Source organism: Mesorhizobium sp. WSM4820, from assembly GCF_055811075.1.
Window position 1 is genome coordinate 41,256 of record NZ_JBVVQN010000001.1, and the last position, 17,008, is coordinate 58,263.

Sequence of the window (17,008 nt, forward strand, 5' to 3'; positions counted from 1 at the left end):
AGAGGTCGCCTACCACATCATGAACGAAGCGACGTCCGCGTCGGAGACCTTGCCCGCGGCCACGTCGGCGATCGCCTGGTCGACGATTGCCGCGCCCTCGGCAACCTCGTCCTCGGTCAGCGTCAGCGGCGGCATGAATTCGAGCACATTGGCCTTCAGTCCGACATAGGTGAAGGCAGCACCCAGTTCGTAGCCGCGATAGATGATCTTGGCCGTCGTCGTTGCCGCGACCGGCTCGCGTGTCTTGCGGTCCGTGACCAGGTCGACGCCGACGGCTAGGCCACGCCCGCGCACGTCGCCGATGATCTCATGTTTTGCGCGGAGCGCCCGCAGTGCGTCTGAAAACAGCGTGCCGACGCGCGCCGAGCGTGCGACCAGTCCGTCCGCCTCGATCGTCTTCAGCACGGCGTTGCCGGCAGCCGTCGCAACCGGGTTGCCGGCGGTCGTCTGCAGCGCGAAGGCCGGCGCGTGGTCCATGATCTCCTTTGGGCCGACAACGGCCGAAAGCGGCAGGCCGCCGCCGATACCTTTACCGAAGACGACGAGATCGGGCGTCAATCCTTCGTGCTGGAAACAGTGCATCATGCCGCTGCGGGCCAGCCCGACCTTGACCTCGTCGACGACAATCTTGATGCCATGCCTGCGGCAACGTTCCTGCAACGCCTTGAGGAAGCCGGGCGGCGGCACGATCAGCCCGCCATCCGACATCAGCGGCTCGATGAATACTGCCGCGACCTGATGCGACGGACAGGTGGTCTCGAACTGGTAGTCGAGCAGCGAAAGTACGGCCTCGGCACTAAACTGCGGCCGGAACGGATCGGGGTAGGGGAGCAGCAGCAGGCCCGGCCTTGGCAGCGTGTGGGTCATGGCGGTATGGCCGCTGATGCCCATCGAGCCGGAGAGATTGCCGTGATAGGAGCCGATGAAGGAGATGAAGCGCGAGCGGCCTGTGGCAGCCTGCAGCACACGCACCGCGCAGTCATTGGCGTCCGATCCGGAATGGCCGAACCAGACACGCCGCTCACCGTCGCCCGGCGTGATCGCCAGCAGCCGCTCGGCCAGCGAAACCGCTGGTTCGTTGGGGTAGAGCAAGAGGCTGGCGCCGGCCATGTCGCGGATCGCCGCCTCTACCGCCGCGACGATGCCCGGATGGCCGTAACCGAGGATTGCCGGACCGGCTGAGCCGGACAGGTCGAGCAGCGAGCGGCCGCCTTCCTCGATCAGCCGGTTGCCCCGGCCGCCGACGACGCTCAGCGGCGAGAAACGCAGCTTGCCGATCTGGGCGATGGTTACCGCATCGCGCTCGCGCAGATTGCTCATGACGCCTTCTCCTTCTGCTGCGCGGGCAAGACGGCGGCCAGGCGGTTCGCCCATGCCTCGATGCCGGAGCGGCTCGACAACAGATCCTGCCGGATCTCGATGAGGACGGCGGCAATGCCGCGGTCGTCGCCGTGGATGGGCACGGCGTAGTCGGCGTCGCGGCTGATCACGTAAGGCACGTTCGCCGCGACATTGAGCGCTTCGTCGTGGCGCAGGCCGGCAAGGATCGTTTCACCGAAATCGCCGGCGCGATCGTAAAGCACGCCGGCATGCCAGGGCCTGGGAACCCCGAGGAAGACCGGCGTAAAACTATGGATCGTCGCGATCCGTGTCGGCCTGCCGCCCTTCGCCCGGCGGTCGAGGTGGGCGGCCACCCGGTCATGGAAAGGCGCGAACATGATTTCGGCGCGCCGTGCCCGCTCCCCCGGGTCGAGCCCGACATTGCCGGGAATGTCGGTGTCTTCGGACAGGTCAGGAATGCTGCCGCTCGTGCCCAGCGGCCGGTTGAGGTCGATCAGCAGCCGTGAATAGCCGCCGAGGAAGGCAGGTGCATCGAGCAGCACCGACAGACGGCGCGTCACTTCGGCGGCGCCGATATCCCAGGCGATGTGACGTTGCAGATGGCTGATATCGAGCCCCAGCTTTGCATACTCCGCCGGAATGTGGTTGGACGCATGCTCGCACAACAGCACGATGTCAGAGCGTCCATTTTCGGTGAGCACGTCGACGGCAGCCGGCCACTCATTCGCAAGCTTCGCAGCCATCAATAAAGCGTCCGGTAGAGGTCGCAAACAGCCACCGGATCGAGGCCGGCAAGGCGCTCGGTCTCGTGTCGCTTGAGCCCGACGAAGGTCTCGACGAACACCGGCGCGAACCACCCGGTGACGGTGCTGTCGGCGGTGAGCGCGTCGAGCGCCGCCGGCAGGGTTTCCGGCAGGCGCACCAGACCGAGCTTCTTGCGTTCCGCCTGGCTCATCAGCGTCGGGTCGCCGGTGACCAGCGGCGGCGTCGGTAGCTTGGCCTTCAGCCCTTCCAGCCCCGCGCGCACGATTGCGGCCAGCGACAGATAGGGATTGCCGGTGGCGTCGGCGGCCCGATATTCGATGTTGTATTGCGGCGCCGGATCGCGCCCGCCGATCGTCACCGTCGGGCAGATGCGCAGGCTAGCCTCGCGGTCGCGATCGGCAAGCCAGGTGTAGGACGAACTCCAGCTATGCGGCTTCAGCCGGTAATAGGACGACACGCTCGCCGCCGTCATGGCGGTGATCCCAGGCAGATGGCGCAGCACGCCGGCGCAGAAGGCGCCGGCCGGGCTGGAAAGACCGCCCGGTCGCGCCGGATCGTAGGTCACCGGCTTGCCGGCCTCGTCGACGAAGCTGAAATGGATGTGGACGCCGTTGCCGACAGCATCGGGCGCGGGTTTGGGTGTGAAGCTGGCGCGCCACCCGGCATTGCGCGCGACTTCGCGGGTGATCTCGCGGATAGCGACGGCGCGGTCGGCTGCGGCAAGCGCATTGGTTGGCTCGTGCGTCACCTCGAACTGCTCGTTGCCGAACTCGGCGATGACCACTTCGGGCGCGACGCCCGCTTCCTCCAGCGCCGCCATCAGATTTGGCGCAAAGGGATCGGCGCGGCGCAATGCGGCGAACGACAGTGAATGACCCGGCACGAAGCCGGCATCGGCGATGTGGAATTCATGTTCGAAGGCGGCGATGACGGAAAGCCCGGTTGCCGCCTTCAACTCCGCCAGCGCATCGCTGAGCATGGTTCGCGTGCAGCCGACCCAGGGGCTGCCGTCGAGTTCGACAATGTTTCCCGCGACCATGTCGAACGGCGTCACCGACCCGGTCAGCGCCGTGCGAAAACGTGCGTTGAGGTCAGGCACCAGTCGCACATCGCCGGACGAACCCCAGGGATTGGGATCGACGATAGAATTGAACGGGGTCAGCGACAAATTGGCTTGCAGCCAGCCGACGCCGGTGGCAGCGATCTTCTGCAGCCTGCTTTCGACGACGGAGCGGCCGCGCGTGATCGCTGAGAGATCGGTGGTGACGACGGCAACGAGCGGTTCGACGGTCGATGTCATGCGGCTTTTCCCAAGGCTTCGAAGCGGGCGGCGACGGTAGCGGTGTCGGTGATCCAGCAATAGCCGCCGAAGGCTTTCAGCGCATCGTCGTGGCGCTCTTGCGTGGCGGCGGCACAAGCATCCGACACGCAGGTGACGAGATAGCCGCGATCGGCGGCGTCGCGCACCGCCATGTCGACGCACTGGTCGGTCATGATGCCGGCAACGATGAGATAACGCACGCCGAGGTTTTTCAGGACATAATCGATGTTGGTCGAGTTGAAGACGCCCGACGAGGTCTTCGGCAGCATGATCTCGTCGCCGACCGGCGCCAGCGACGGCACCGGCAGGCCTGCCGGCCAGCTGGGCGCGATATGGATCGGCGTCAGCTTGTGGTCGAGCGAGCGATCGCGGCCGTCTTCCGTCAGGCTCTGTATGATGGTGTGGATCACCTCGACGCCATTGGCACGGGCAGCCGCCAGCAGCCGCTGCTGGTTGGGGATCGTCTGCGACGCCGTCTGCCGGTAGAAATAGTGGTCGGGGCCACGCTCCGGATGCGCCGGATCGGCGCCGGGCTCCAGCCAGACACGTTGCATGTCCACCAGCAGCAGCGCGGTTTCGCCGGCCCGGAACGGCTCGTTTCGTTTTGGCAATGCCTGCGTCATGCTTTCTGGTCCTGGTTTACTGATTTGGCCTGGGCTGATCTGGGTTGGGCTGATTTGGGCCCGGGCATCCTGCGCGCCGCGTTTTCTTCGGGGCCGGCACTGTCGAGGGTCACGGCATTGGCATGCCGTACCTCCTCCAATTTTTCGATGCGTTCGCGGGCGACATCACTCAGCGAGGCGACGATCTGGGCGACCAGCGCCTCCATCTGCGCCATCGCCGGCGCCAGCGTGTCATAGGGGGAGGCGACTTCCAGCGGGCTGACGATGGTGACCTCGGCGAGATCGGCGGTCGGCGACAGCCATTGGTCGGTGAACAGCACGATGCGCACGTCGCGCGCCGCCGCCTGCCTGGTGTAGTCGATGACGTCGAACTGGTAGCGGCGATAATCGAAAACGACGAGCACGTCGCGGCGGCCAAGGTCGGCCAGCGTGTCGAAGGCCTGTGCCGACAGCGTGCCGAGGTCGCGCACACCCGGCCTGAATTGCAGCATGTAGCCGGCGAGCATGCCGGCGATGTGGCGGCTGAAACGGCCGCCAAGCATGACCACCTCGCCCTTGGTCTCCATCAGCAAACGAGCGGCGCGCTCATAGCTCTGCAGCGGGGTCAGGCTGACGGATTTCTCGAGCGCGGCACCGACGGAGCCGAGATAGGCGAGGATGGCGCTGTCTTCCGCGCCTGTCGGCCGCTTGGCCTCCATCATCAGCAGCGGCGAATGCAGTCTGGCCTCGACTTCGGCCAGAAGCTTGGCCTGGAAGTCCGGAAAGCCATCATAGCCGAGCTTCACCACCAGCCTGACCACGGTTGGGTCACTGACGCCCGCGCGCCGGGCGAGTGACGAAGCGGTGCCGAGGCCAGAGGTCGGATAGTCGGTCAGAAGCAGCCGGACGATCTTTTCCTCAGACGGCGTCAGCGCAAGGTGCCCGCGCATCAGAACATCGCGTATCGCCATTGACCTCCCCAAAATTCGCGCTGGGCTTGCTCTGCCTCGTTGTGTCGAGTTTATTACAGAGATTTTAATTTCGGTCAACAATGAAGAGATATTGACATAGCGGGACGACTGGTCTTAGCTTTGTCACAAAGCAGCCAAGAGACTGTGGGGAACAGCCCATGCGGACTGGAAGCGACGTCATTGTCGTCGGCGCGGGTATCGTTGGATCGAGCGCGACCTATTACCTGGCTGCGTCCGGCGTGACGGTGACGCTTGTCGAGCAAACGCATCCCGCCGGCGGACCGTCCGGCAAGTCCTCGGCCCTGCTGCACGCCTTCTATCTCTTGCCGGAACTGTCACAGCTTGCCATTCGTGGCCGCGAGATCCTCGTATCATTGCCGGAGATATCGGGCGAGGGCCCTTTCGTCACCGAAATCGGCATGATGTGGGTCTGCGGCAACGACAATGAAGCGAGCTGGAAGGCCGCCGCCGAACGGATTCGCGGCGAGGGCGCATTGATCGAGACGCTGTCGCCGCAAGCTTTCGCCAACGCCGCGCCGGGCTTTGCACTGGCTAATGTCGCGCTGGCGCTATGGGAGCCGGAATACGGCTATGCCGACGCCTTCGGCGCAACCAATGCAATTGCCCGCGCCGCCAAGGCACGCGGTGCCAGGATCATGCGGGACACCCTCGTCGAACGGCTTGTGAAAGAGGGCGACCGCATCAGCGGCGTCGTGCTCGCCGATGGAACGGTGCTGAAGGCCGACGCCGTGGTGCTCGCCGCCGGGCCGTGGACACGCCGCCTGCTGGCGACGGTCGGCCTCGACCTGCCGCTGCATGTCGAGCGTCATCCGATGGCCGTGCTCGACGCAGCCGGAAAGGCGCGCCAGGTCATGCCTTTTGCCTGGTGTGACGACATCTCCTGCAATTATGCGCGGCCCGACGGTGACGGTGTCATCCTTGCCGGCAGCTGGGCCGGCGGCGGCACTGGCGTGCGCCACGAACAGGCCGGTCGTCCGCGTTTCGTCGACAATCCCGACGACTACATGGAAGGCGTCGAGGAATCAGAATCGGTCGAGATCCTCGAGACCTTCGCGGCGCGCGTGCCGGCGATGGCCGAGCTGGGCATCCGTCCCGGCTATGCCGGGCTATACGACATGAGCCCCGACGACCTGCCGGTGATCGGAGCCATGCCCGGCGTCGATGGTCTGTTCGTCTCTGCCGGCTCCTCCGGCCATGGTTTCAAGACTGGTCCGGCGGTCGGCGAAGCGGTGGCCAGGCTGGTCACCGAAGGCGCCCAGCCGATGCTGGCGCCGTTTTCGCCCAGCCGCTTCAAGGTCGCCTGATGGCATCGGCGGCGAGGGGCGAGACAAGCGCGTGGTCGTTCATGCCGGCCGCGTTCCGCAACGCCAGCGCCGATGCGCTCTGCATGGTGACGGTGCTGCTGCTGGCAGCGTTTATTGTCTTCTTCTTCGGTGGCGCCGCCATGCAGCGCGTCGTCACCTATGCCGCGATCATGCTGACGGCGGTGCTCGGCCTGCAGATCTTTTCCGGCAACAGCGGCATCGTCTCCTTCGGCCACGCCGCCTTTGTCGGCCTCGGCGCCTATGCCACCGGCATCCTGACCATGCCGGCGGCGCTGCAGCGCACTGCGTTGCGCGACCTGCCGCAGTTCCTCGCTGGTTATGAACTCTCTTTCTTCGCGGCGCTGGCCGTCGTGCTGATCCTTGCGGTCGTCATCGGCCTGCTGACCGGCACGCCGCTGCTCAGGTTGTCCGGATCGAGCGCATCTATCGCCACGCTCGCCATGTTGATCATCGTCTACACGCTGCTGGTTGCCGGGCGCGAGATCACCCGCGGCAGCCAGCCCTTTTACGGCGTGCCGCGCGAGGTCGGTCTGTGGACCGCCATCGGCGTCGCTTCGGTGGCACTGGTGATGGCGAGGCTCTTTCGGGAAACCGCCTTCGGCCTTGCCACCCGCGCCGCCGCCAATGACGAGCGTGGTGCGGCTGCCGTCGGCGTCGACCAGCGCACCTCGCGGCTGGCCGCCTGGGTGGTGGGCGCGGTCGCCGCCATGGCCGCCGGCGCCATGATGGCGCAGTTCCTCGGCGCGTTTTCGCCGCGCGATTTCTATTTCGACCTCGGCTTCACCTTGTTGGCCATGCTCATCGTCGGCGGCATGAACTCCTCGCTCGGCGCCTTTGCCGGCGTCGTCGTCACCATCGTGGTGATCGAGGTGGTGCGTCGTTTCGAAGGCGGCGGCGAGGTGTTCGGCCTGCATCTGCCGGTGCTGTTCGGCCTGACCCAGGGTGTGCTTGCCATTGCCATGATCCTGGTCATCTGGCGGCGGCCAACCGGCCTGTTCGGCGAGCGCGAGCTGAACCTTTTGCGCCGGCCCGGCCGCAAGGCCGCCACGGTTCCTGCTGCGCCGCTGCTTCATGCCGAGCGCGACCGGCTGGTCGCCGACCATCTGTCGCGGCGCTATGCCGGTGTCATCGCCGTCGACGACGTCACGCTCGCCTTCGACACCGACAGCATCACCGGCATCATCGGCCCGAACGGCGCCGGCAAGACCACACTGCTCAACATGCTGGCCGGCGACGTCAAGCCGAGCGCCGGCATGGTGTCTATCGGCGGTTTGGTGAGGCAGGCCTCGGCCTTTCGCTTCGCCCGCTCCGGCGTTGCCCGCACTTTCCAGAACATCCGCGTCTTCGCGCAAATGACCGTGCTGGAAAATGTTGTGGTCGCCGCCCGCTCGGTCGAGCCCGATCTTGCCAATGCCGAGGCGGCGGCGATGCGCGAGCTTTCGCGCATGGGGCTGGAGAAATTTGCCGATCAACCCGCCGCCAGGCTCGCCTACGGCCAGCGCCGCCGGCTGGAGGTGGCGCGTGCGCTGGCGCTGAAGCCGCGCTTCCTGCTGCTCGACGAGCCCGCCGCCGGCATGAACGCGGTCGAGACCGCCGAGCTGGTTTCCATCCTCTCGGCCGTCCGCGCCGAGCGCCGCATCGGCGTCGTCCTGATCGAGCACGACATGCGGCTGGTGATGAACCTGTGCGAACGCATCGTCGTCATCGACCATGGCCGCGTCATCGCCGACGGCACGCCGGCCGAGGTGCAGAACAACCCTGCCGTCGTCGCCGCCTATCTCGGCAGCCGCACCGCCCGCGCCAAGACAGGACAAGAGACGCCCGCCAGCGAAACGCCCGCAAGTGAAACCGCATGAACCGTGTAGCCAACGACAATAAATCCAGAAGGAGAACCGACATGCCAAAGCTCTATCGCCTCCGCCGCGCCGCCCTCTATGCGGCGGTGTTCGGCATGACCCTCGCCCTCGTTTCCAAGGCTTCAGCCGAGGAGATCATCATTGGCGCCGCGACGGCGCAGACCGGTGGTCTTGCTCCCTACGACCAGCCGGCACTCGCCGGCCTGCGCATGGCGCTCGACGAACTCAACGCCATGGGTGGGCTTGGCGGCAAATACACCGCCAAGCTGATCATCAAGGACACCCGATCCGATACGGCGCAGACCGCCACCGTCGCCCAGGAATTGATCGACGCCGGCGCCAAGATCATGATCACGCCTTGCGACGCCGATCCCTCGATCTCGGCCGGCCAGCTCACCCAGCCGCTCGGTATTCCGACATTGACGCTTTGCGGCTCCGCCCCGGTGCTCACCGCCGCGGTCGGCGACGTCATGTTCGGCACCTATCCAGCCGACAATGTGCAGGCGACCGCGGTCGCCAACTTCGCCATCGCCGAAGGCAAGAAGAAGGTCTATCTCCTGACCTCGCCGGACTCCACCTACACCGCCAACCTGCCCGAGTATTTCGGCAAGGTGTTTGAGAAGAAAGGCGGCGCCGTCGTTGGCCGCGGTACTTTCACCATGGGCCAGCCGGACTTTTCCGCCGAGATCACCAACATCAAGAGCCTTGCCGACCAGCCGGACCTGATCATGACCGCCGCCTATGAGCCTGATTTTCCGGCCTTCATCCAGCAATTGCGCGGTGCCGGCGTCACCGTTCCGGTCTATGGCGCCGACGCCATCGGCACGCCGACCGTCAAGGGGTTGGGCAAGCTGGTCGACGGCGTCGTCTATACGGCAGCCGGCTATGCCGAGCCGGGCAGCAAGCTGGAGGCTTTCAACACCGCCTTCGCCAAATATGCCGGCCACGCGCCGGAATCGACCTATGAGGTGAACGGCTACGAGATCGGGCTGATCCTCGACCAGGCGGTCAAGACGGCCGGCTCGGACGATCCGAAGGCGATCCGCGACGCCATTGCCGGCCTCAAGGACTTTGACGGCATCACCGGCAAGATCACCTATGCCGGCACCGACGGCATGCCGCTGCGGCCGGTGGCGCTGATGCGTTATGAAGGCGGCGAGGGCAAGCATATCCAGACCATGATTCCCGACGCCGCCGACGTCCCGGCGCCGTGACATTATGCTGAGCGTCGAAGCCCTGAAGATCCGCTACGGCGAGGTCGAGGCGGTGCGCCGCGTCGACCTCGCCGTCGGCAGCGGCGAGATCATCGCGCTGGTCGGCGCCAATGGCGCCGGCAAGAGCTCGACGCTCGGCGCCATTGCCGGGCTGGTGCCGGCCGTCTCGGGGAAAGTGGTCTTCGACGGCGTCGATATCACCGGCCTGGCGCCTGAGGCGATCGCCCGCAAGGGCGTATCGCTGGTGCCGGAAGGCCGGCGCATCTTTGCCGGCCTGACCGTGGCCGACAATCTGCGTCTCGGCGGTGCGATGCACCTGCCGGCGGTGGAGGCGAGGGCCCGCGAACAGGAGATGCTGGAGTTGTTTCCGATTTTGCGGCGCTACCACCGCGTCAAGGGCGGCAATCTCTCCGGCGGCGAGCAGCAGATGCTGGCGATCGCTCGCGCATTGATGGGCAAGCCGCGCATGGTGCTGCTTGACGAACCGTCGCTCGGCCTTGCCCCGCAATTGATCGACACGGTCTTCGACCTGATCGCCGAACTGCGCCGCAGCGGGCTGACCATCCTTCTCGTCGAGCAGAACGTGGCGCTGGCGCTGGAGGTCGCCGACCGCGCCATCGTGCTTGCCAATGGCGAGGTGGTGCTATCGGGCACCGCCAAGGAACTCGCCACCTCGGACCTCGTCCGCCAAGCCTATCTCGGAGCCTGAGCCATGATCGCGCAGCAGGTCATCAATGCGGTGAGCCTCGGCGGCGTCTATGCGCTGCTGGCACTTGGTTTGGCGATCGTCTTTTCCATCGTCGGCCTGATCAATTTCGCCCATGGCGAGCTGATGACATTGTCGGGCTATGCCTTGCTTGCCGCGCTGGTTTTCGGTCTGCCGTTTCCAGCGGCGGTGCTCGTCGCCGTCTCCTGCGGCGCGCTCGCAGCGGTTGCCATGGAGCGTGTTGCCTTTCGCCCGATGCGCGGCGCCAGCGTCACCAGCCTGCTTCTGACCAGCTTCGCCGTTTCGAGCCTGCTGAAGGTCGTCTTCCAGAACGGCATCTCGGCTCGGCCGCAGCCGGTCGCCATGCCCGGATGGATGACCGGCGCCTTCTCGTTCGGCGACTTCACCATCGGCGTTGGCCCGAGCATCTCCATCGTTGTCTCGGCCCTGGCCTTGATTGCGCTGGAACTCTTCCTGCGCCGCACGGTGACTGGCACCGCCATGCGCGCCGCGGCCGAGGATTTCAACGTCGTCCGCCTGATGGGCATCCCGGCCAGCCGCATCATCGCCACCGCCTTTTTGCTTTCCGGCCTGCTCGCCGGACTGGCGGCGATGCTGTGGGTGGCGCAGCGCGCCTCCGTCGACCCGCTGATGGGCTTTACCCCAGTGCTGAAGGCGTTCATCGCCGCCGTCGTCGGCGGGTTGGGCAGCCTGCCCGGTGCTGTCGCTGGCGGCTTCCTGCTCGGCATCATCGAAGTGTTGCTGCAGGCGACGCTGCCGGCGGCGGTCGCACCCTACCGCGACGCCATCGTGCTATCGGGCGTCATCGCCGTGCTGCTGGTGCGGCCGCAAGGCCTGATCCCGGCGGTTCGCGTGCAGCGGAGCTAGAGCATGATCCCGAAAAGTGGGAACCGGTTTTCGGAAAAGATCATGCAACAATAAGAAGGTACTATGTACACGAAACCCGAATTCGCACCGCTGTCGCTGGACGAGGTGTTTGGCCTGTTCGAGGCGGCGGCCTTCGCCACGGTGGTGACATCGGGACCACAGGGGATCGTCGCATCGCATCTGCCCTTCGTGCTCGACCGCGAGCGGGGAGCGAACGGCACGCTGGTGTCGCATCTGGCCCGGCAGAACCCGCACAGCGCGCTGATCGCCGCGGGCAGGGAGACGATGGCAATCTTCCACGGACCGCATGGCTATATCTCGCCATCCTGGTATCCGCGCAACCCGGTGCGCGACAGCGCGCCGACCTGGAATTTCGCCGTCGTCCATTGCCATGGCCGGCCGTTTCAGCTCGACGATCACGCCACCGCCCGGCATCTGCAGCGGCTTGTCGACGTGCTGGAAAAGGACCGCGACGATCGCTGGCGCATACGCGAACTCGGGCCGGGCGGCATGCAGCGGCGCATCCCGCATATTCTGGGTTTCGACCTGCCGATCGAACGGCTCGAGGCCAAGTTCGAGATGGGCCAGGACGAACGGCTCTACGATACCAATGCCGCGATTGGCAGGCTTGAGGAAAGCGATCCGGCGCTGGCGACGATGATGAAGATGCACAACGCGCATCGCAAGGACTGACCGTTGCAGCAATGCGGGCAAGGACAAAATGATCCCCAATCTCAACATCGTCCCCTTCGTCAGCGTCGACCACATGATGAAGCTGGTGCTGAGGATCGGCGTCGAGCGTTTCCTCACCGAGCTCGCATTCTATATCGAGGACGATTTCCGCCGCTGGGAGGCCTTCGACAAGTCGCCGCGCCTCGCCTCGCACAGCGCCGAGGGCGTCATCGAGCTGATGCCGACCAGCGACGGCGAGGTCTATGGCTTCAAATATGTCAATGGCCATCCGAAGAACATGCGCGAAGGCCGCCAGACGGTGACCGCCTTCGGCATGCTCGCCGATGTCCACAACGGCTACCCGGTGCTTTTGTCGGAAATGACGATCCTGACCGCGCTGCGCACCGCGGCGATGTCGGCGCTGGCGGCCAAACATCTGGCGCCGGCCGGTGCGAACTGCATGGCGCTGATCGGCAACGGCGCCCAGGCCGAATTCCAGGCGCTGGCCTTCAAGGCCTTGCTCGGTGTGCGCGAATTGCGCTTCTACGACATCGACCGCACGGCGACGGAAAAATGCATCCGCAATCTCGCCGGGCTGGGCTTCGACATGGTCGCCTGCCGCTCTACCGAAGAGGCCGTCGAGGGAGCCGGGATCATCACCACCGTCACCGCCGACAAGCAGTATGCGACCATCCTCACCGACAACATGGTCGGCTCGGGCGTCCACATCAACGCCGTCGGTGGCGATTGCCCTGGCAAAACCGAACTGCATCGCGACATCCTGCTGCGCTCCGAGATCTTCGTCGAATATCCGCCGCAGACCCGCATCGAGGGCGAGATCCAGCAGCTTCTACCCGATCATCCGGTGACCGAGCTGTGGCGGGTCATCACCGGCGTGGCTGAAGGCCGCCGCGATGCCAGCCAGATCACGCTGTTCGATTCCGTCGGCTTCGCCATCGAGGATTTCTCGGCGCTGCGCTATGTCAGGGACCAGTTGCCATCGACCGGCCTCTACCAGCAACTCGACATGCTGGCCGACCCAGACGAGCCGCGCGACCTGTTCGGGATGCTGTTGAGGGCGGCATCGGCGAAGACTGCGCAGGTGGCGTTGTAGCGCCGGTGGGCGGCACTCAAAATTGTCGATGTCGGCGCCGCCCCTCATCGCCCTGCCGGGCACTTCTCCCCGTATAGTGACGGGAGAAGGGCGCTATCGCCAAGGATTTCGCCAATCTCCAGCGTTGCAGAAAGGGAGCCGAGGCCGCGGCCAGCTTCCCTTCTCCCCGTCACTATACGGGGAGAGAAGCCGGCAGGCGGATAAGGGGCAGCGCAAACATCAAGCCATTCCCCGCCCCAGGGGTGACAGCAGCAGACAAATCCCGTATACTCACATAAAGATGTCTTTATGTCGCTTAAGCGCGACCGTCGCCCTGAGGACGAAATATGTCGCAAAACCCAACATCGCTGGACGAACTGTTCGGCCCCGTTGCGGCCAAGCCCGACGGTTCGGAAGTGCTTGCTGCACTGACGGCGGCGGCGCGCGAACGCATCCTCATCCTCGATGGCGCCATGGGCACGCAGATCCAGGGCCTGGGCTTCGACGAGAACCATTTCCGTGGCGACAAATTCGCCGAGTGCGCCTGCCATCAGCAGGGCAACAACGACCTGCTGATCCTGACGCAGCCCAAGGCGATCGAGGAGATTCACTATCAATACGCCATCGCCGGGGCGGACATTCTTGAAACCAACACCTTCTCCTCGACCTCCATCGCCCAGGCTGATTACGGCATGGAGGACGCGGTCTACGCTCTGAACCGCGACGGTGCACGGCTGGTGCGCAGGGCAGCGGCAAGGGCCGAGCAGGAGGACGGCAAGCGTCGTTTCGTCGCCGGTGCGCTGGGGCCGACCAACCGCACCGCCTCGATGTCGCCTGACGTCAACAATCCCGGTTACCGCGCCGTGACGTTCGACGAATTGCGCCTTGCCTATGGCGAGCAGCTGCGCGGTCTCATCGACGGCGGCGCCGACATCATCCTGATCGAGACCATATTTGATACGCTGAACGCCAAGGCGGCAATCTTCGCGGCAGAAGAGATCTTCATCGAGAAGGACGTGCGTCTGCCGGTGATGATTTCCGGCACGATAACCGACCTGTCCGGTCGCACCCTGTCGGGCCAGACGCCGACGGCTTTCTGGCATTCGGTCCGCCACGCCAACCCGTTCACGATAGGCCTCAATTGCGCGCTGGGCGCCAAGGCCATGCGCGCGCATCTGGACGAAATATCCGGCGTCGCCGACACCTTTGTTTGCGCCTATCCGAATGCCGGCCTGCCCAATGAATTCGGCCAATATGACGAAAGCCCGGAGTTCATGGCCGCGCAGATCGAGGATTTCGCCCGCGACGGCCTGGTCAATATCGTCGGTGGCTGCTGCGGCTCGACGCCCGACCACATCCGCGCCATCGCACAGGCCGTGAAGAAATATCCGCCGCGCGCTGTTCCCGACATCGAGCCGAAGATGCGCCTTTCGGGGCTTGAGCCGTTCACGCTGACCGACGAGATTCCGTTCGTCAATGTCGGCGAGCGCACCAATGTCACCGGCTCGGCGAAATTCAGGAAGCTGATCACCGCGGGCGACTATGCCGCCGCGCTCGAAATCGCCCGCGACCAGGTCGCCAATGGCGCGCAGATCATCGACATCAACATGGACGAAGGCCTGATCGATTCGAAGCAGGCAATGGTCTGTTATCTCAACCTGATCGCCGCCGAGCCGGACATCGCCCGCGTTCCCGTAATGATCGACAGTTCCAAATGGGAGATCATCGAAGCCGGCCTGAAATGCGTGCAGGGCAAGCCGCTGGTCAATTCCATCTCGATGAAGGAGGGCGAGGAGGCTTTTCTGCACCATGCGAAGCTCGTCCGCGCATATGGCGCGGCGGTGGTCGTCATGGCCTTCGATGAGGACGGCCAGGCCGACACCCAGGCGCGCAAGGTCGAAATCTGCACCCGCGCCTACAGACTGTTGACCGAGCAGGCCGGATTCCCGCCCGAGGACATCGTTTTCGACCCGAACATCTTTGCCATCGCCACCGGCATCGATGAGCACAACAATTACGGCGTCGACTTCATCGAAGCCGCCAGGCAGATCACCGCAACGCTTCCGCATGTCCACATATCGGGCGGCGTGTCGAACCTCTCCTTCTCGTTTCGCGGCAACGAGCCGGTGCGCGAGGCCATGCATGCCGTGTTCCTCTACCATGCCATCCAGGCCGGCATGGACATGGGCATCGTCAACGCCGGACAGCTTGCCGTCTATGACACCATCGATCCGGAACTGCGCGAAGCCTGCGAGGACGTCGTCAACAACCGCCAGCCGAAGGGCGGCGGCAGCGCGACCGAACGCCTGCTGGAACTCGCCGAACGTTTTAGGGGCACGGCGGGCAAGGAAGCGCAGGAACGCGATCTCGCCTGGCGCGACTGGCCGGTCGAGCAGCGCATTTCGCACGCACTGGTCAACGGCATCACCGAATTCATCGACCAGGACACAGACGAGGCGCGGCGCGCCGCCGAGCGTCCGCTGCATGTCATCGAAGGTCCGCTGATGGCCGGCATGAATGTCGTCGGCGATCTGTTCGGCGCGGGAAAGATGTTCCTGCCGCAAGTGGTGAAATCCGCCCGCGTCATGAAGCAGGCCGTCGCCGGCCTGCTGCCGCACATGGAGGCGGAGAAGCTGGCGAATGCCGCCAAAGGCGTCGACACCGGCGAGCGCCAGACCGCCGGCAAGATCCTGATGGCGACGGTGAAGGGCGATGTCCACGACATCGGCAAGAACATCGTCGGCGTGGTTCTGGCCTGCAACAATTACGAGATCATCGACCTCGGCGTCATGGTGCCGGCGGCAAAGATCCTGCAGACGGCGCGCGAGCTAAAGGTCGACATCATCGGCCTGTCCGGCCTGATCACGCCCTCGCTCGACGAGATGGCGCACATGGCCGCCGAGATGGAGCGCGAGGGTTTTGACATTCCGCTGTTGATCGGCGGTGCTACGACCAGCCGCGTGCATACCGCAGTAAAGATCCATCCGCGCTATATCAGTGGGCAGACCGTCTATGTCGCCGATGCCAGCCGCGCGGTCGGCGTGGTGTCGGCACTTTTGTCGAACGAGACCAGGGGCGGTTATGTCGACAACGTTCGCGCCGAATACAAGAAGGTCGCCGATGCGCATGCGCGCAGCGAAGCCGACAAGCAGCGCCTGCCGCTGGCCAAGGCGCGTGCCAACGCCCACCGGATCGACTGGTCGGCCTACGCGCCGCCAAAACCGTCCTTCCTCGGCCTGAAAACCTTCGAAGCCTGGGATTTGGCCGAGCTCGCGCGCTATATCGACTGGACGCCCTTCTTCCAGACCTGGGAGCTGAAGGGGCGTTTTCCCAAAATCCTCGACGACGAGGCGCAAGGGCCGGCGGCACGCCAGCTCTTCGAGGACGCCCAGGCGATGCTGAAAATGATCATCGCGGAAAAATGGTTCGCGCCGAGGGGCGTCATCGGCTTCTGGCCAGCGAATACCGTCGGCGACGACATCAGGCTGTTCACCGATGATGCCAGGTCGCAGGAACTGGCGACCTTCTTCACGCTGCGCCAGCAGCTGACCAAGCGGGACGGCAAGGCGAACGTCGCGCTAGCGGATTTCGTCGCGCCATTGGACAGCGGCAGGGCCGACTATCTCGGCGGCTTCATCGTCACCGCCGGCATCGAGGAATCGGCGATCGCCGAGCGCTTCGAACGGGCCAACGACGACTACTCGTCGATCATGGTCAAGGCGCTGGCCGACCGTTTCGCCGAGGCCTTCGCCGAGCGCCTGCACGAACGCGTGCGCAAGGATTTTTGGGCCTATGCGCCGGATGAGGACATGACGCCGGACGACCTGATCGGCGAACCCTATCGGGGCATTCGCCCGGCGCCCGGCTATCCGGCGCAGCCCGACCACACCGAGAAAGCGACGCTGTTCCGCCTGCTCGACGGCGAGCGCAACGCCGGCGTCAGCCTGACCGAGAGCTTTGCGATGTGGCCCGGCTCCTCCGTGTCCGGCATCTACCTGTCGCATCCCGAAAGCTATTATTTCGGCGTGGCCAAGGTCGAACGCGACCAGGTCGAGGACTATGCGCGCCGCAAGGCCATGCCGCTCGCCGAGGTCGAGCGCTGGCTCGGCCCTATACTCAACTATGTGCCGACCCCCTTCGCCGAAGCCGCGCAGTAAGGCAGCAGCTTTTGACCTGGCCATCGCGGCCGATGACCAGGTGCGTCGCTTCGAGAGCAACGGCCTGGCCCGCTCA

The 17,008-nt window shown here is 65.1% G+C and carries 13 protein-coding genes; 8 read left to right on the forward strand and 5 right to left on the reverse strand.

Annotated features, from left to right (window positions below; translation table 11 throughout):
- Positions 1 to 9: 9 nt before the first annotated feature.
- From AC0L2R_RS00190 to AC0L2R_RS00210, 5 genes are read right to left on the reverse strand one after another with little or no spacing between them, the layout of a single operon-like run.
- Positions 10 to 1,320, reverse strand: coding sequence for an aspartate aminotransferase family protein (locus AC0L2R_RS00190; protein WP_473507319.1), 1,311 nt, complete (start codon positions 1,318 to 1,320; stop codon positions 10 to 12).
- Positions 1,317 to 2,084: an N-formylglutamate amidohydrolase gene (locus AC0L2R_RS00195; RefSeq protein WP_473507320.1), complete on the reverse strand. Its 768-nt coding sequence runs from the start codon at positions 2,082 to 2,084 to the stop codon at positions 1,317 to 1,319. The genes AC0L2R_RS00190 and AC0L2R_RS00195 overlap by 4 nt, the downstream gene beginning before the upstream one ends.
- Complete coding sequence (locus tag AC0L2R_RS00200; RefSeq protein WP_473507321.1) at positions 2,084 to 3,406, reverse strand: type I glutamate--ammonia ligase; 1,323 nt, start codon at positions 3,404 to 3,406, stop codon at positions 2,084 to 2,086. The genes AC0L2R_RS00195 and AC0L2R_RS00200 overlap by 1 nt, the downstream gene beginning before the upstream one ends.
- Positions 3,403 to 4,050, reverse strand: a complete 648-nt coding sequence (locus tag AC0L2R_RS00205; protein WP_473507322.1) for a cysteine hydrolase family protein — start codon at positions 4,048 to 4,050, stop codon at positions 3,403 to 3,405. Before AC0L2R_RS00205 ends, AC0L2R_RS00200 begins: the two co-directional genes overlap by 4 nt.
- Positions 4,047 to 5,000 (reverse strand): MurR/RpiR family transcriptional regulator, encoded by a 954-nt coding sequence (locus AC0L2R_RS00210; protein ID WP_473507323.1) that lies wholly within the window; start codon positions 4,998 to 5,000, stop codon positions 4,047 to 4,049. Before AC0L2R_RS00210 ends, AC0L2R_RS00205 begins: the two co-directional genes overlap by 4 nt.
- A gap of 158 nt (positions 5,001 to 5,158) precedes the next feature.
- Between AC0L2R_RS00210 and AC0L2R_RS00215 the strand changes: the two genes are divergently transcribed.
- The 8 genes from AC0L2R_RS00215 (at position 5,159) to metH (ending at position 16,932) form a co-directional block, all read left to right on the forward strand.
- Positions 5,159 to 6,325: an NAD(P)/FAD-dependent oxidoreductase gene (locus AC0L2R_RS00215; RefSeq protein ID WP_473507324.1), complete on the forward strand. Its 1,167-nt coding sequence runs from the start codon at positions 5,159 to 5,161 to the stop codon at positions 6,323 to 6,325.
- Positions 6,325 to 8,202, forward strand: coding sequence for a branched-chain amino acid ABC transporter ATP-binding protein/permease (locus tag AC0L2R_RS00220; protein WP_473507325.1), 1,878 nt, complete (start codon positions 6,325 to 6,327; stop codon positions 8,200 to 8,202). Before AC0L2R_RS00215 ends, AC0L2R_RS00220 begins: the two co-directional genes overlap by 1 nt.
- A 41-nt stretch (positions 8,203 to 8,243) precedes the next feature.
- Positions 8,244 to 9,416 carry an ABC transporter substrate-binding protein gene (locus tag AC0L2R_RS00225; protein ID WP_473507326.1) on the forward strand — a complete coding sequence of 391 codons (1,173 nt, stop codon included), beginning with the start codon at positions 8,244 to 8,246 and terminating at the stop codon, positions 9,414 to 9,416.
- Between the two features lie 4 nt (positions 9,417 to 9,420).
- Positions 9,421 to 10,125 carry an ABC transporter ATP-binding protein gene (locus AC0L2R_RS00230; protein ID WP_473507327.1) on the forward strand — a complete coding sequence of 235 codons (705 nt, stop codon included), beginning with the start codon at positions 9,421 to 9,423 and terminating at the stop codon, positions 10,123 to 10,125.
- A gap of 3 nt (positions 10,126 to 10,128) precedes the next feature.
- Complete coding sequence (locus AC0L2R_RS00235; protein WP_473507328.1) at positions 10,129 to 11,010, forward strand: branched-chain amino acid ABC transporter permease; 882 nt, start codon at positions 10,129 to 10,131, stop codon at positions 11,008 to 11,010.
- 63 nt (positions 11,011 to 11,073) lie between these two features.
- Positions 11,074 to 11,703, forward strand: a complete 630-nt coding sequence (locus AC0L2R_RS00240) for an FMN-binding negative transcriptional regulator (protein ID WP_473507329.1) — start codon at positions 11,074 to 11,076, stop codon at positions 11,701 to 11,703.
- 28 nt (positions 11,704 to 11,731) lie between these two features.
- Positions 11,732 to 12,796: an ornithine cyclodeaminase gene (locus tag AC0L2R_RS00245; RefSeq protein WP_473507330.1), complete on the forward strand. Its 1,065-nt coding sequence runs from the start codon at positions 11,732 to 11,734 to the stop codon at positions 12,794 to 12,796.
- A 326-nt stretch (positions 12,797 to 13,122) separates the two neighbouring features.
- Complete coding sequence (metH, locus tag AC0L2R_RS00250) at positions 13,123 to 16,932, forward strand: methionine synthase (RefSeq protein ID WP_473507331.1); 3,810 nt, start codon at positions 13,123 to 13,125, stop codon at positions 16,930 to 16,932.
- Positions 16,933 to 17,008 lie beyond the last annotated feature (76 nt).

What these genes read in the sequence shown, in the direction of transcription:
- AC0L2R_RS00190 (WP_473507319.1), bottom strand. Translation starts at nt 1,320, where the DNA reads ATGAGCAATCTGCGCGAGCGCGATGCGGTAACCATCGCCCAGATCGGC.
- AC0L2R_RS00195 (WP_473507320.1), bottom strand. Translation starts at nt 2,084, where the DNA reads ATGGCTGCGAAGCTTGCGAATGAGTGGCCGGCTGCCGTCGACGTGCTC.
- AC0L2R_RS00200 (WP_473507321.1), bottom strand. Translation starts at nt 3,406, where the DNA reads ATGACATCGACCGTCGAACCGCTCGTTGCCGTCGTCACCACCGATCTC.
- AC0L2R_RS00205 (WP_473507322.1), bottom strand. Translation starts at nt 4,050, where the DNA reads ATGACGCAGGCATTGCCAAAACGAAACGAGCCGTTCCGGGCCGGCGAA.
- AC0L2R_RS00210 (WP_473507323.1), bottom strand. Translation starts at nt 5,000, where the DNA reads ATGGCGATACGCGATGTTCTGATGCGCGGGCACCTTGCGCTGACGCCG.
- AC0L2R_RS00215 (WP_473507324.1), top strand. Translation starts at nt 5,159, where the DNA reads ATGCGGACTGGAAGCGACGTCATTGTCGTCGGCGCGGGTATCGTTGGA.
- AC0L2R_RS00220 (WP_473507325.1), top strand. Translation starts at nt 6,325, where the DNA reads ATGGCATCGGCGGCGAGGGGCGAGACAAGCGCGTGGTCGTTCATGCCG.
- AC0L2R_RS00225 (WP_473507326.1), top strand. Translation starts at nt 8,244, where the DNA reads ATGCCAAAGCTCTATCGCCTCCGCCGCGCCGCCCTCTATGCGGCGGTG.
- AC0L2R_RS00230 (WP_473507327.1), top strand. Translation starts at nt 9,421, where the DNA reads ATGCTGAGCGTCGAAGCCCTGAAGATCCGCTACGGCGAGGTCGAGGCG.
- AC0L2R_RS00235 (WP_473507328.1), top strand. Translation starts at nt 10,129, where the DNA reads ATGATCGCGCAGCAGGTCATCAATGCGGTGAGCCTCGGCGGCGTCTAT.
- AC0L2R_RS00240 (WP_473507329.1), top strand. Translation starts at nt 11,074, where the DNA reads ATGTACACGAAACCCGAATTCGCACCGCTGTCGCTGGACGAGGTGTTT.
- AC0L2R_RS00245 (WP_473507330.1), top strand. Translation starts at nt 11,732, where the DNA reads ATGATCCCCAATCTCAACATCGTCCCCTTCGTCAGCGTCGACCACATG.
- metH (WP_473507331.1), top strand. Translation starts at nt 13,123, where the DNA reads ATGTCGCAAAACCCAACATCGCTGGACGAACTGTTCGGCCCCGTTGCG.